We start from the raw sequence: 13,384 nt of genomic DNA on the forward strand, positions 1-13,384 counted from the left end.
GGTGCGCTGCATCTTGAACCTCGAAACGATTCCATTTTGCTGGTTACTGCAAGATGGAGTATCTCGTCGACTCCAGCGGAGCCCACCGAAACTCTCGTTGACGTCGTGTCGACCCAACCAGCATGATGGTCGAAAGGGATCATCGGCAGGCGTGCAGTGTGTGCACACCTGGCTGCACACACCATCGGGAGGCATAGTGGAGTCCTTCGGGCAGACGCTCAGGCGGCATCGGACGGCAGCAGGCTTATCCCTGAGAGATCTAGCCGCCCTTGTGAATTTTCAGTACAGCCACATCTCTCAGGTTGAACGCGGAGGCCGGCGTCCCACCAGGACGATGGCGGAAGCATGTGAACGTGCCTTGCATTCTGGAGGAGCGCTAACCGAAGCCTTCCTACGTGAACAGGCGGGAGACAGGGACATGCGTAGACGAACCGTCCTCCAAGCTATGGGCGCCCTGGCGGCCACGTCCACCGCTGATGGCCTTGTCGGCCTGGAAGCAATACGCCACGGGCTCGGTGCCGCTGTCGATGTCGATCACGACGAGTGGGACAGCATCGTTGCCGCCTACGGGCGCTGCTACTACCAACAATCACACGACCAGATCATGTCGCAGCTGGGTCGGGACATGATGGTCTTGCAGCATCAAGTTGCCGCCGATCGCGGAGACCGCCGCCCAGTACTCCTACAGGCCGCCGGACGGCTGTCAGTCATGATTGCGCTCGGCCTAGTGTCCTCCGGGCAGGGGTTGGCGGCCCGTCGCTGGTGGCAAACCGCACGCCGTGTTGCGGACGAATCTGCCGACTCGGATACGAAGGTGCTGGTGAGAGCATGGGACGTAGTTAATGGGTGCTACGACGGTCGCCCAGCTGATGAGGTGGTGAGGCTATCCGACGAGGTGCTTCCACTGGTGGAAGGAAAAGCAACCGCCGCCACATGTGGGCTGCTGGCTGGGCGGGCACAAGCTCTCTCGCTCACTGGACGACACCGGGAGGCGATCAGCACCGTAGAGCAACTCGCGAGACTGGCGGAGCAGCTACCGGATGAGGTGGCCAACAACGTCGAGAGTTTATGGGGGTGGCCCGAACATCGTCTGCGGCATACCGAGTCGTGGGTGTACACCCACGCGGGCAAGTACCGGAGGGCAGCCCAGGCCCAGGATCGAGCACTCACTCTTTACCCCCTCTCGCAGAAGCGGCTCCGCACACAGGTTCAGTTACATCGGGCGGCAGCATTGATTCGTGATGGGCATGTACCTGAAGGGCTAAGGCTGGCGGCTGATCTATTGGATGGCCTTCCAGTTGACCAACACAACGAGCTGGTCCGCAGCGTCACTAAGCAGGTTGCCTCGTCGGTTCCTGAAGGTGAGAAGAGTCGGTCAGCATATGGTGATCTGGTCGATCGATTGCGCTCGTAGTTCATAGTGCTTATACCCGCAGTCTGTCGTGATCGGTCCTTGCACGTAACATCCGGTCATGCTTGTCTACACCGCCGCGGTTGGCTCCTCGGCTGAGCGCTTCTTCACGGCTCTCGTCGACCTGTACGCCGTCGTGTATGCCGAGCTGCCCTACCGGGAGGGTCCGGAGCAGGTGGCGGGATTTCGCGAGAGTCTCCCTGGCGAGGCTGGCCGGCCCGGCTTCGGGATGATCGCTGCTGAGGACGACGGTCTGTTGGTCGGCGCCACGTATGGCTGGACCATGTCGGCCGGTACCTGGTGGTCGCGTAGTGATCAGGAGCCGCCGTCGGAGATCCGCGAGGTGGACAAGTTCGCGGTGTTGGAGTGGATGGTGCATCCACATTGGAGAGGACTCGGGATCGGTGCTGAGCTGTTGCGCCGCCTGCTGTCCCACCGACCGGAGCGATACGCAACCCTCGCAGCCAACCCCGCCTCGAACGCGCGACGGATCTACCGACGGACAGGTTGGCGGCAGGTCGCCACGTCCACGCTGCCATGGGGACCGCCCATGGATCTGCTCGTCACCCCAATGTCGGCGACCGACGAGCAGTGATGCGAAATCATGCGGAACGCATCCACCCTGCCCCTCGCCGCCGACGTGAGCGATGCAAAGTCCACGCTAGGCACCGCACTCGGGGCTGCCGGTTGGGGACTGGAGTGGTGGGCGCCCAACAGGGCATCCCATCAAGTCATTTAGGGAAATTGTCTAAATTTTGGCCGCTTTGAAGTGTATATTTGGAAAGCCCGAAATGCGCTATTTCGCGGCTTGTGTATAGGAGGCAAGAACCTGATAGGGATGACCTTTCGGGGGTTCGCACGTAAACCTACCTGGATTGCCTCCCTCTCTTCGGCAAGTACGGAGGCTGGCGACCAGTCGACCTCACTTACGGTGACGACCAGTTCGCCGTAGGTGAGCATGTTGAGCAAGTCAAGGGTAGTCCTCCATGCATGCGGGCAAGGTGCGATGAGCCAAGTTGACCGCCTCTTCGGTATCCTGAGCACCAACAACCACGGACTAAAGAAGGCGACTGAGTGTCAGAAACCGGAGTGGCCGCAACGGATGCCCTCGCGGCCTACGCAAGCAGGACTGATCTCCAAGTATTCGCGCCGAATGCACTGCTACTCTTTGCACTTGAGCTTCGGTTCGACATTGATGACATTGCTGCGGTCGCTGCTACTGCTATAACGGATGGCAAAAAGGACCGCAAGTGCGATCTCATGTATATCGACGAAGACAGCCGAGTAGCTGTAATCGCTCAGGGCTACGAAGCCGCTGACCCTAATAAGGCCGCCGCTCCCTCGAACAAGGCGTCCGACCTGGCGACAGCTGCCACTTGGATTATCGGCAACGAACGCCCGGCGGATTTGGAAGCGAGCCTCCAGACTGCTGCACAGGAGCTCCATGACGCAATTCAAGGGGGCGAGATTGACGCCATTGAGCTTTGGTTCAGTCACAACCTGGCGCCGTCGAAGAACGTAGAGGATGAGCTGGAGCGGGTTGCTAAGGCCGCAAAAGACATCTTAAGGTCTCGGTACGGCGACCCGGATATAGACGTTCGCGCCCAGGAGATCAGCCGGAAAACGCTCGACACGTGGTACCAAAGCGCTCGAAGCCCAATTCTCGTTACGGATTCAATCTCTGTTCCAGCGACGGATTGGTTCCATGAGGCCGGTGACGCCTGGGAAGCGGTGTGCACATCGGTTCCAGCGACCTGGCTTCATCAGCTCTACGAGATGTATGGCGACAGGCTCTTCTCGGCAAACGTGCGTGGCTATATGCCTTTGCGCCGCAGTGCTCAGAACATCAACTACGGTATCGAGCAGACCGCCAAGAGTAGCCCAAGGCGATTCTGGGCCTTCAATAATGGAGTAACCGCCTTGGTGCACGATATTCGTGCTGACCGGGACGCGCCAGAACTACAGCTCGGCGGTATCGCTGTTGTCAATGGCGCACAGACGACGGGCTCTCTAGGGCGGGTCGACCCGAATGCGCTGAGCGACGTTCGAGTTCTGATTCGATTTGTGAAAGCTACGAACTCTGAACTGATTCAGGACATTATTCGCTACAATAATAGCCAGAATCAAATTAAGCCGTCAGACTTCCGAAGTGGCGACATTCATCAATCGAGGCTTCGGAACGAGTTCAAGGGCATACCTGATTCCCTTTACTTGGGGGCGCGCAGAGGCGGCCCGGAAGACCGCGCCCGCAAACCCTCCAACCTCATACCATCGGACACTGCGGCGCAGGCATTAGCGGCCTTTCACCAAGAACCCGGAATTGCATACCACGATCTGCGCAGTATTTGGGAAAACAACGACGTCTATGCGCGCTTTTTCGGGGAACATACCACTGCCGAGCATGTCGTATTCTGCTATTCGCTTTGGCTGGCCGTGGCGTACGCCAAGTCATCATTGACTGCTACTCCGCAGGAGGATCAAACACAAGACATCCGCGATGCGCTAGAGTTCTTGCGCAAGCGAGGATCGCTATATCTGCTGGTTTCTGCCATCGCCGGGTCAGCGGAGATCTATCTGTCGAAAGCGTTGACGGATACCTTCGCTCTGTCGTTTGGTGCCAAGGTTAGCCCGGCTCAGGCCGTCGCGCTCTGGGAGCCCCTGGTCGATGCGCTTCTTCCGTTGGCGCCCGGACAGTTGAGTTCTGTATTCGGCAACGGCGGCCTCCGCCGTAAGGAGATTGTCGACAGTGCGTTGAAATCGTTTAGAGCGGTCGTCGCGGCAACAAAGAGGGGCAACGCCGAACTTTTTGAAGAATTTCGAAGTCACGTTGTTTAAACTCTCTCGTCCGAACCCGGTCGGGCTCACCGTCATCGGCAGATCCGGGCCGAGGACTGGCCGGGCTCGGCGAAACCCGTCACGCAAAGTTGCGGCCTATGACTACGGACAGCTGAGGGCCAGTCGCCGGGTCGAAGCCGATTTCGGCACCGGTGTGCAACTTGGAGCCGTACATACCTCTGTACTCTTACCTGTACGCCGACATGAGCTGTGCTGTCGGGCATCCAGGCGCAGGAGTTGGGGAGTTGGGCCGGTTCCGCAACCGTCCCAGGCGGAGCCGACACACCACCGCATGCGCTGGGAGTGGTCCGCCACCGCCTCGCTGGCCAGCGCGTACGGAGGGATCACTCCCGCGTGCGCGAGGAGCAGATGTCCCGCCGGCCGCACGCCGGGCACGCCGCCGGATCACCCCCGCGTGCGCGGGGAGCAGCCCTCTTGCACGTCGAGGATCATTGCGGCGACGGGATCACCCCCGCGTGCGCGGGGAGCAGAACAGGCCGCCGAACTCGGTGGAGTGCTTACCCGGATCACCCCCGCGTGCGCGGGGAGCAGCTTGAGGTGCCCGGTGTCGACCGGGCAGAACAGGGATCACCCCCGCGTGCGCGGGGAGCAGGCTTCTTGACCTGGGGCGCTAAAGATCAACTGTGCTGTTTCGTTCACTTTGGCTGGCGGCTCGTTCATGGGGTCGGTCCTGCTTCCGCTGCTTGGGGCCGACGGTTGACGTACAGCGGATGGTAGTCAATGCGGGTCCGGCGTCGGTGTCTCACGGGCCAGTCGGTTTCCAGGCCGGCTGGCCCGTGAGCGAGCCTTTGTTTCGTGGCGTTTGAGAGCGGTCCAGCGGCCGTCGTGGCCAGCACACATCGGAAGAGGCGGTGGGCAGCTTCGTCTGGCTCGCCGTACTCCGACCGTCGGCCCCGCCGCGCCGTGGTGGTCGCTCAGCGGCCTCAACGGGTGAGTTTTTCTGCGGATGCTGGTGTGGCACCGCACCGCCGGAGGGGGTCACCGACGGCGCTTCATGGAAGGACGTCGTCGAGGCCGTAGTTGTTCCACCAGGAGGACCGGTGCTTGTGGAGTGTTCCGGCTTTGCGGGTGAGTAGTAGCCAGTTGCCGTCCAGGGTCAGCGCGGCGTCTTCTGGTCGGTCGGCGAGGAGGTGGGTCACGGCGGTGACCATGTGAGGTGTCGCCATGCGGGACGGGTCGTCCTTCGGTAGGTGGAAGACGATGTTGACGAAGGTGTCGGGTTCCCACTCCCACTGTGAGCCGTCGTCGTCTTCGGCGTCGAAGTAGCCGTTGCTGCCGCCGTAGATGCTCAGCGTGTACCCGAGACTGTCTCGTAGGTCTGTGCTGAGCAGCCGGGGGTATCCGGGCAGTGCCGACTCCTGGACGCCTTCCGGCGCGACGAGTGCGGCGACGTGCTCCAGCGGGATGTCGCCCGCTAGAGTCAATCGGTACTCGATAGCCACCTGCTGCCTGCCCTCTCAGTCTCGCCGTACGATCTGAATGATCTCACCGCTGCGGGTCACCGCCGCGAGTTCTTTGAGCTGGTGGATTGGCCAGTCATCGAACTGCTTCTGTAGGGCACCGAGATCACCGCGCCAGTCCTGCAGATTCAGCACCACTCGTTGAGTTTGCTGACTGGCCACCTTGCCCGATACCTCCGTCCAGACTCCACGCACGGCCTTGCCGGCCGTGGGCGAGTAGCAGTCGAAGACGTGACGCTCGATAAGGTAGTCCGGTTCCTTGTCCGGGTTGCCGACGTCACCGCTGGTCCGCCGCGCCTCGGCAATCTCCTGCTTCGTCGGGTTCTGATGGACCCGATAGCCCCTGCTGGCGACCGTGTCGGCACACGCGTTCTCCAACTGCAGTGACCGCTGCACGCCGTCGTCCTCGCTCGCTGGAATCCGGGTTCGCCGGCCGGTCGGAGACCCGCCGAGAACACCGGACGGCTCTCTGGACCACGGGGTGAGGCCATGTCCCCCTGCGATGCCACCTTCGCAGACAGGAGTTGGTGTGGTTGAATCGCCGGCTTCGGAACGGGTCGGGCTGGCCGGCACATGACCGCCAGCCCCGATCAGTTTCCCGACGACCCCAACTGTCGAGCCTCGATGATCGCCGCTTCGATCTGCTGCCGGGTGGCGCCGGTACGCTGAATCATCAGCACCAGAACCTGCTTGATGCTCTCCAGCGCCTGCAACAGCGGTCCAGGCTGCCCACCGTGCAGGACCACGGTGACCAGTTGCTGTGCCTCGCCGACCTGACTGGCAATCCCGGTCGCTGCATCGCGGATGGTGTCAACGGCAGCTTGCACGGGTGCCAGCCCGGAGGTCGTCTCCTGTGGGGTCGCTCGGTCCGGGACGACCGCGGTGGCCTTCTTCGCCTCACCGATCGAGCCGGAAAGGCTACCGAGACCGCCCTGAACGCCCGTGATAGCGCTGCGGACCCGGACCATTCCCGCTGACACTGCGGCAAAGCCAGCCCCAGCAGCGCGTAGGGCGACCTCTTGCGCCTGGCGGTCCGCGGCGCCGGCCAGTCCCTGAGCGCGTTCGACCCCCGCCATCAGCGCACTCAGTTCACCGGTGATCCTCTCGATGTACGACATCTGGCCGACTTTCCGATCGAAGGTAGGTAGGCGAACTGAAGCTTGTGACGCGACTGCTGGACGAGCCGTCCGCAGGCCCGAACGGATACAGCTTGGGTGTCGCCTGCGTACCTGTCTGCTGGTAATCGAGCGGCAGCCTCGGCAATGCTGCCGATGACATTGGAGGGTTCGACACGATGTCTCGACTGTCGTGGATGATACTCGCGCTCAGAAGGGATGACTTTTCCGCGCCACACCTGCTTCAGTTCCATTAGTGCTGGCTCCGCCTCGATCAGCAGGACCGCCGCGTGGCCGAGAAGCAGGTCAGACGGGCTCACCCCCGCACGTGCGCGGGGAGCAGATCCGGCTGACCGCCGCCTCGGCCTGCGCGGTGGGATCACCCCCGCATGCGCGGGGAGCAGCTCATGGTCGGCCTGGCCGTGTGGACAGGGGACGGATCACCCCCGCATGCGCGGGGAGCAGAGCCGGTCACCACGGTCGAATGGCGCAGGGGTGGGATCACCCCCGCATGCGCGGGGAGCAGTTCCGGACGGCGGACTCCGCCCGGGAGGCGGCGGGATCACCCCCGCATGCGCGGGGAGCAGGCCGCAAGCGTCAACTCCGACGGCTACGGCACGGGATCACCCCCGCATGCGCGGGGAGCAGGGCTCGTCCGGACTCTACCGGCCGGCGGTCCGGGGATCACCCCCGCATGCGCGGGGAGCAGACTTCTTGACCTGGGGCGTTAAAGATCAACTGCGCTGTTTTTATTCACTTTGGCTGACAGCCCGTTCATGAGGGCCTCCCCTTCTGCTGGTGGGGGCTGCAGTTGATGTCACACAGCATGGTAGCCAACACGTACCCCGGCGATGGCGTCGTGAGCCACTGCTTCACGCGTGGAGTTCGGTCATGGTCCATCAAACCCGGTGCGGAACAGTCTGTTGAACGAGGAGATGGAACTGCGCGGTCTGGTGTTGAGGAGTTCGAGGGCGGTGGTGGCCTGGCGTTGGATCGCGTCGAGGGTCTCAGTGCTGGGGTTGTCGGTGGTGAGGGTGGTCTGGTGGAGCAGGGTTTCTGCTGCCCAAATTCGGTGCCAGGCGAGTGCCCAGGTTTCGGCGGGTAGGCCGGCGCGGTCGCGGAGGGCGTGCGGGTGGCCGCCGGCGTGGACGTAGTGGTTGAGGAGGCGGCGTAGTCGGGGTGGGTCGGGTGGGTTGCGGGTGCCGTGCCAGGTGGCGAGGTCGAGGATGCCGGGGCCGTTGAAGGCCTTGGCGACGTCGAGGAGGTGCCAGCCGTGGCGGGTGATGTGCAGCGAGGTGGGGTGTAGTTCGGAGTGGCAGATGCCGAACGGTGGGATTTCAGCATCTGCTGTTCGCTGTGCAGTGGCGTGGTCGAGGGCCTGGAACAGCGGGGCGAGGTGGTGTTTGTCGGTGAGTCGGCCGGTAGCAGTGAGGCGTTCTACGTGCGCCAGGCTTCGTGCTGGTAGGGCGCGTAGTGCGGTGTCGTCGAGGGTCGTGAGTCCTGGTGCGGGATCGAGGGTGTGCAGTCTGGCGGCGGCGATGGCGGCGTCGTTCTCGTTGGCGTCGCGGGTGGCCGGGCCGAGGTCCTTGATGAGCATGCCGAGGGTGTCGTCGATGGTGACGGAGTTGTGGACCTGCGGCACGGGGATGCTGTGGGCGGCCAGGTGTCGCAGTGTGTGGTCTTCGTTGGTGAACGGGCTGGTGGCGTACTTGAAGACGATGGTGGTGTCGTCGGCCAGGTGGAGGCGTTCGACGCCGCTGAGCTGCCAGATCCGTATCGGTTCGCGGCGGACGACCTCGATGCCGGCGGCATGGGTAAGGGCGGCCAGGAGCGCGCTGGTGACCTGATCGGTGATCACGGGCCGGGCTCCTGGAGCCGAGTCCGGGCGGTGGCCGTGTCTTGGTGGAGCAGGTCCAGGACGTGTCCGAGTTGGTCGGTCATGCTGGCGGGCACCCGTCCGGCTGCGGCCTGGTGAAGGTCCTGGAAGTGCGGCAGGAGCCGGAGGAGGCCGGGTCGGGCGGTGAAGAAGGCGTCCGGGTCGCCGCTGGAGTGGGCGCGTCGTCGTAGCGAGGCGAGGGCGACGATCTTGTCAGCGGTGGAGGCGAGCAGGACGGGTAGGTCGTCGGTGGTGATCGGTGGGTCGGGCTGGTCGAGGGCGTGGTGTTCGATCTGTAACGCGCGGATGATTCGTGGCACTTCTGGCCCGTATCTGGCGGTGAGGATGCCGTCGAGGTCCACGTCGGGCGGGGCGAATTCCGGGGCGTCGTGCAGGAGCGCGGCGGCGGTCAGCTCCGGGGATGCGTCCGGTAGGTGTCGGGTGAGGGTGACCGCGACCCGGACGGCGTGGACGAGGGCCGGTCGTTCGTCGATGGTCTGCCCGGCGCACCAGGTGCGGGCGTCGGTGAGGGCGTGGCGGACGAGTGGGTGCCGTGGCGCGGCGAGAGCGTTCACTGTCGGTGCCCTTCCTGGTCATAGCATGGATGGGTGGATGGTCCGCTGCCCGAGTGGTGTGAGCGCACCTGTGTGGTGTGTCCGGCGCAGGAGTTGGGTCCGGGCCGGTTCGACGTGGTCGACCGGCCGGGCCCTGATTTCGCGTACGACCGGGCGGTGGGTTGGCGGGTCGACCCGGACGGGCATCCGGTGTGTGTGCACCCGTATCGCGTCGGTATGCCGCCGGGCAGGTACGCCTCGGCCGGTGTGCCGTTGCCGGAGCCGAACGTGGCGGTCCCGACGCCGACCCCGGCGGCGTTGGAGTTGCCGACCGAGGTGGATGACCTGGAGGGCTGGTTGGTCGCCACGCTGCGGGTCGCGGCACCCGAGCAGCTGTTCACGGCGGTCGCGCGGGCGGAACGGCAGGCCGGGGAACGGTTCGCACCCGGCGTGGTCGTGCAGACCCTACGCCGGGTGCTCTCCATCGAACTCGCCAACCGGTAGCCGGCGGTCAGACCGCCGCAGGGAAGGGCTCGGTGTCGAAGGTGATGGTGTGGCTTCGCCCGCCCCGGCCGAACCCGGCGGGTCCGTAGTGGGCGTCGAGGATGCCCAGCCGTCGGGCGACCTCGGCCACGTCGAGCCAGTACCGCAGCGGCTGCTCACCCCACCCGGCCGCCGCGTAGTAGTCGTCAGTCACACATCCCCGGGTGTAGCCGAAGTCCTCCAGCTCGGTGGCGTGGGGGAACACCACCTGGAGGTCGGCCTGCATCCGGCTCATCAGGGTGAACTGCGCGAGCACGGCGTGGACCATCTCGTCCACCGGCGCCGCAACCAGCAGCTCCGCCTTCTCCTCGTCACCTCCGGTCAGCTCGTACACCGCCGCCTTCAGCGCGAGGACCCGCAGCGCCTCCACCAGCAGCGGCCCCGCGTCCCGCTCCAGCGACCACTCGCTCACCGTCGGGTAGCCGGTGAACGTGGCCCAGCAGGACGAGTACCGCATCGAGGAACCGTTGAGCCGCTCCCAGCCGGGGTGCTCCCGCATCGTGTCCAGGATCTGCGCCGCCCGTCGCCCGACCGCCTCCGGAGCCGGCATCCGCGTCGTCGTCACCGTCATGGCCTGTCCCTTCCCGTACGTTGGGGGTGAAGGGCGCGGGGGCCGAGCACTGCTTTGCGTCGACCCCCGCACCCGTTACCCACGACGGTATGGGCGCTGACGGGCGTCGATGGAGAGTGTGTTGTCGGGCGTAGACGCGCCGCGTTCACACCCCGTGTGAACGCGGCGAAACACTTCGATCGTCACCCGGTTGGCCATAGGCTGGCGGGGTGGCCGAGGCGAACATCCTGCTCGATGCCCTCCTCGAACGCGCCGGCCTGTCCCACGCCGGCCTGGCCAAGCAACTCAACACCCTCGACGGCCGACTGCGCTACGACCACGCATCCGTCGCCCGGTGGATCCGGGACCATGCGATCCCCCGGGACCCGGCGCCGGTGATGATCTGCCGCATCGTCGGCGGCCGGCTCGGCATCCCCCTGACCCTGGCCGACATCGGCATGACCCGAGGTGGCGACCATGCCGATCCGCCCCGCCTCCCGCAGGTGGTGGACCGGGCTGCCGCCCTGTGGCGCAGCGACCAGAAGGGTCACACACGAAGGTCGACCGTCACCGGGTCGCAGGCGATAGCGCCGGTATGGGAGTGGGAGAACCCACCCGAAGACGACGACGTGTCGCACCTCGGGCACCGGCGGATCGACCCCACCGACATCACCGGACTACGAAACGCGCGAGCCCGCTACCAGGAGATGTACCGGCGGGTCGGCGGCGTACCGGTCAAGGCCCGCGTCGTGGCAACCCTCACCGCCCAGGCCACACCCTTGCTGCGCGCGTCCTACGACAACGCCCGGGGGCGCGAGCTGTACCGGGCCGTGGGCGGACTCGCCGCCCTGGCCGGCGTCTGCGCCTACGATGCCGACCAACAACCCCTGGCACAACGGCACCTGCTGACCGCGCTGCGGCTGGCCAAAGCCTCCGGCGACCGGGCGTTCGGCGCCTACGTCGTGGCACTGATGGCCAACCAAGCGCTCTACCTGGACGAACATCGGCTCGTCGTGCAGTACGCCCAAGCAGCCCTCCGAGCGGCCGGCACCACCATCTCCCCGGCCCTGACCGCAGACCTGCACGCCCTCGCCGGCAAGGCCTACGCACGCATGGGCAACGCGACCGGCAGCCACCCACACCTCCGGCACGCCGAAACCCTCGCCGACCGCATCCCCCACGCAGGAAGCCCAGCCGAGGTGTCGTACGTGCAACCCGGCCTGGTCGAAACCCAGATCGCCGAGGCCCTCCGCCGGCTCGGCGACCTCACCGCCGCGCAGACCTACGCCGAGGAATCCGTTCGGACCAGTACCGCCACCCACCTACGCGGACAGGCCCACCGGTACGCGGGACTGTCACTCATCCTGACCGCGCGAGGCGACCTCGACCGCAGCGCGCACACCGCCGCCCACATGCTTGACCGGGTCACCGGCATGGAATCCGGACGCCTGCACGACCGGGTAACCCAGGTCATCACCGCCCTACGACCCCACGCCGCCCACCCTGCCGTAGCCGACCTCCTCGACCGTGCACACCCGCACCTACCACCGATAGGAACCTGATGCGCTGGACAGTTCACTCCGAACGCGACCTCTACCGCGACCAGTGGGTCCACGTCGCCAGCGCCGACGTCGAGCTACCCGACGGCCGGCACCTCGACCACCGGATCATCCGCACCGCAGCACCCGGAGCCGGCCTCGCCGTCGTCACCGACAACAAGGTGCTCCTCATCTGGCGGCACCGGTTCATCACCGACACCTGGGGCTGGGAAATCCCCCACGGCAGCATCCGCCCCGGAGAAGACCCCGCCGACGCGGCCGCCCGGGAAGCCGAGGAGGAAACCGGCTGGCGCCCCGAGCGACCGATCCGCCCACTCGTCTACAGCCAACCCTCACCCGGCCTCATGACCAGCGAACACCACATCTTCACCGCCAACACCGCAACCCACGTTGGCCCACCCAAGGACAGCTTCGAAAGCGACAAGGTGGAATGGGTTCCACTTGGCGACATCCCAGAACTCATCAACAAACGGCAGATCGTCGCGGGAACGACCCTCGTCGCACTGCTCTACCTGCTCGCTGGCCACCCCGCCACGGGCTGACACCGGCAACTTTGTGCGCGCAGGCAAAGGGGGGCGGCGTCAGCCGGGCCACCACCGTGCATGCGGGCGGGGGAAGCACTCCGGTGCTGGCCGCCACATTCCCACGAAATTACCCCGCATGTGCGAGGAGCAGCGGAAGCCGAGTCGGGTCGAGACGTCGCCCGTGGGATCACCCCCGCATGCGCGGGGAGCAGCCGGCACCGGCGGGCGTGCTGCCCGATGGGCCGGGATCACCCCCGCATGCGCGGGGAGCAGAGCGCCAGATCATCCGCCCACGCGGCGAGCGCGGGATCACCCCCGCATGCGCGGGGAGCAGACCGACCTCACCCCGTTCGGCACCCCGGCCGTCGGATCACCCCCGCATGCGCGGGGAGCAGGAGGGGCGAACGGTGCTCGCCGCGTGCCAGCCGGGATCACCCCCGCATGCGCGGGGAGCAGGGCACGCACTTGCGCAAGTCGGAGGTCTTGACGGGATCACCCCCGCATGCGCGGGGAGCAGAGCGTCAACACCAACGGCACGTTCCTGATGCTGGGATCACCCCCGCATGCGCGGGGAGCAGAGCGGGATGTAGCCAGGCTCGGTCCATGACGCCGGATCACCCCCGCATGCGCGGGGAGCAGAGCTGGATGCCCTGGACGCGGCGACCGGGCGGGGATCACCCCCGCATGCGCGGGGAGCAGATACTCGTGCTTGCGCAATTCCTGAATTCCCAAGGATCACCCCCGCATGCGCGGGGAGCAGACTTCTTGACCTGGGGCGCTAAAGATCAACTACGCTGTTTTTCTTCACTTTGACTGGCGGCCTATTCATGTGGTCGGTCCTTGTTCCGCTGGTTGAGGCTCGCGGCTCATGCACAGGGGATGGTAGCCAACGCGAAGTCGGCGGTGGCGGTGGCTATCGTGGACATACCGGTCAGA

At 65.3% G+C, this 13,384-nt stretch carries 12 protein-coding genes and 3 CRISPR repeat arrays; of the genes, 6 read left to right on the forward strand and 6 right to left on the reverse strand.

The genetic code is table 11. The features are described from left to right. The first annotated feature begins 196 nt into the window (after positions 1 to 196). From ACN265_RS09180 to ACN265_RS09190, 3 genes are all read left to right on the forward strand, one after another. Positions 197 to 1,414, forward strand: a complete 1,218-nt coding sequence (locus ACN265_RS09180) for a helix-turn-helix domain-containing protein (protein ID WP_421406769.1) — start codon at positions 197 to 199, stop codon at positions 1,412 to 1,414. 58 nt (positions 1,415 to 1,472) lie between these two features. After that, complete coding sequence (locus ACN265_RS09185; protein WP_421406771.1) at positions 1,473 to 2,006, forward strand: GNAT family N-acetyltransferase; 534 nt, start codon at positions 1,473 to 1,475, stop codon at positions 2,004 to 2,006. 479 nt (positions 2,007 to 2,485) lie between these two features. Continuing rightward, positions 2,486 to 4,246 (forward strand): AIPR family protein, encoded by a 1,761-nt coding sequence (locus ACN265_RS09190; RefSeq protein WP_421406772.1) that lies wholly within the window; start codon positions 2,486 to 2,488, stop codon positions 4,244 to 4,246. A gap of 341 nt (positions 4,247 to 4,587) precedes the next feature. Then, a CRISPR array of direct repeats spans positions 4,588 to 4,859; the repeat unit is 28 nt; unit sequence GGATCACCCCCGCGTGCGCGGGGAGCAG. A 400-nt stretch (positions 4,860 to 5,259) separates the two neighbouring features. Here the strand turns inward: ACN265_RS09190 and ACN265_RS09195 are convergent. The 5 genes from ACN265_RS09195 to ACN265_RS09215 all read right to left on the reverse strand — a co-directional run bounded on the left by ACN265_RS09195 (position 5,260) and on the right by ACN265_RS09215 (position 9,293). Continuing rightward, positions 5,260 to 5,709 (reverse strand): SitI3 family protein, encoded by a 450-nt coding sequence (locus tag ACN265_RS09195; RefSeq protein WP_421406774.1) that lies wholly within the window; start codon positions 5,707 to 5,709, stop codon positions 5,260 to 5,262. Between the two features lie 15 nt (positions 5,710 to 5,724). Continuing rightward, positions 5,725 to 6,123 (reverse strand): hypothetical protein, encoded by a 399-nt coding sequence (locus ACN265_RS09200; protein ID WP_421406776.1) that lies wholly within the window; start codon positions 6,121 to 6,123, stop codon positions 5,725 to 5,727. A gap of 194 nt (positions 6,124 to 6,317) precedes the next feature. Continuing rightward, positions 6,318 to 6,845: a DUF6244 family protein gene (locus ACN265_RS09205; protein WP_421406777.1), complete on the reverse strand. Its 528-nt coding sequence runs from the start codon at positions 6,843 to 6,845 to the stop codon at positions 6,318 to 6,320. Between the two features lie 373 nt (positions 6,846 to 7,218). After that, positions 7,219 to 7,551: direct repeats of the CRISPR family, unit length 28 nt; unit sequence GGATCACCCCCGCATGCGCGGGGAGCAG. 180 nt (positions 7,552 to 7,731) lie between these two features. Then, a complete protein-coding gene (locus tag ACN265_RS09210; protein WP_421406779.1) occupies positions 7,732 to 8,700 on the reverse strand; it encodes a hypothetical protein in 969 nt (322 codons plus the stop codon). Beyond that, positions 8,697 to 9,293 carry a metal-dependent phosphohydrolase gene (locus ACN265_RS09215; RefSeq protein ID WP_421406780.1) on the reverse strand — a complete coding sequence of 199 codons (597 nt, stop codon included), beginning with the start codon at positions 9,291 to 9,293 and terminating at the stop codon, positions 8,697 to 8,699. Before ACN265_RS09215 ends, ACN265_RS09210 begins: the two co-directional genes overlap by 4 nt. Positions 9,294 to 9,326: 33 nt before the next feature. Between ACN265_RS09215 and ACN265_RS09220 the strand changes: the two genes are divergently transcribed. Continuing rightward, positions 9,327 to 9,776 carry a hypothetical protein gene (locus ACN265_RS09220; protein WP_421406782.1) on the forward strand — a complete coding sequence of 150 codons (450 nt, stop codon included), beginning with the start codon at positions 9,327 to 9,329 and terminating at the stop codon, positions 9,774 to 9,776. Positions 9,777 to 9,783: 7 nt separating this feature from the next. Here the strand turns inward: ACN265_RS09220 and ACN265_RS09225 are convergent, their stop codons facing one another. Then, the gene (locus tag ACN265_RS09225) at positions 9,784 to 10,386 is read right to left on the reverse strand and encodes a hypothetical protein (protein ID WP_421406784.1); all 603 of its coding nucleotides are present in this window, start codon (positions 10,384 to 10,386) and stop codon (positions 9,784 to 9,786) included. A gap of 209 nt (positions 10,387 to 10,595) precedes the next feature. Here ACN265_RS09225 and ACN265_RS09230 point away from each other — a divergent pair, with 209 nt between their 5' ends. After that, complete coding sequence (locus ACN265_RS09230; RefSeq protein ID WP_421406786.1) at positions 10,596 to 11,927, forward strand: hypothetical protein; 1,332 nt, start codon at positions 10,596 to 10,598, stop codon at positions 11,925 to 11,927. Continuing rightward, a complete protein-coding gene (locus tag ACN265_RS09235) occupies positions 11,927 to 12,466 on the forward strand; it encodes an NUDIX hydrolase (protein WP_421406788.1) in 540 nt (179 codons plus the stop codon). The genes ACN265_RS09230 and ACN265_RS09235 overlap by 1 nt, the downstream gene beginning before the upstream one ends. 166 nt (positions 12,467 to 12,632) lie before the next feature. After that, positions 12,633 to 13,208: direct repeats of the CRISPR family, unit length 28 nt; unit sequence GGATCACCCCCGCATGCGCGGGGAGCAG. The last annotated feature ends 176 nt before the right edge of the window (positions 13,209 to 13,384 follow it).

This window comes from Micromonospora sp. WMMD730 (genome assembly GCF_049178955.1).
GTDB classification, from domain to species: Bacteria; Actinomycetota; Actinomycetes; order Mycobacteriales; family Micromonosporaceae; genus Micromonospora; species Micromonospora wenchangensis.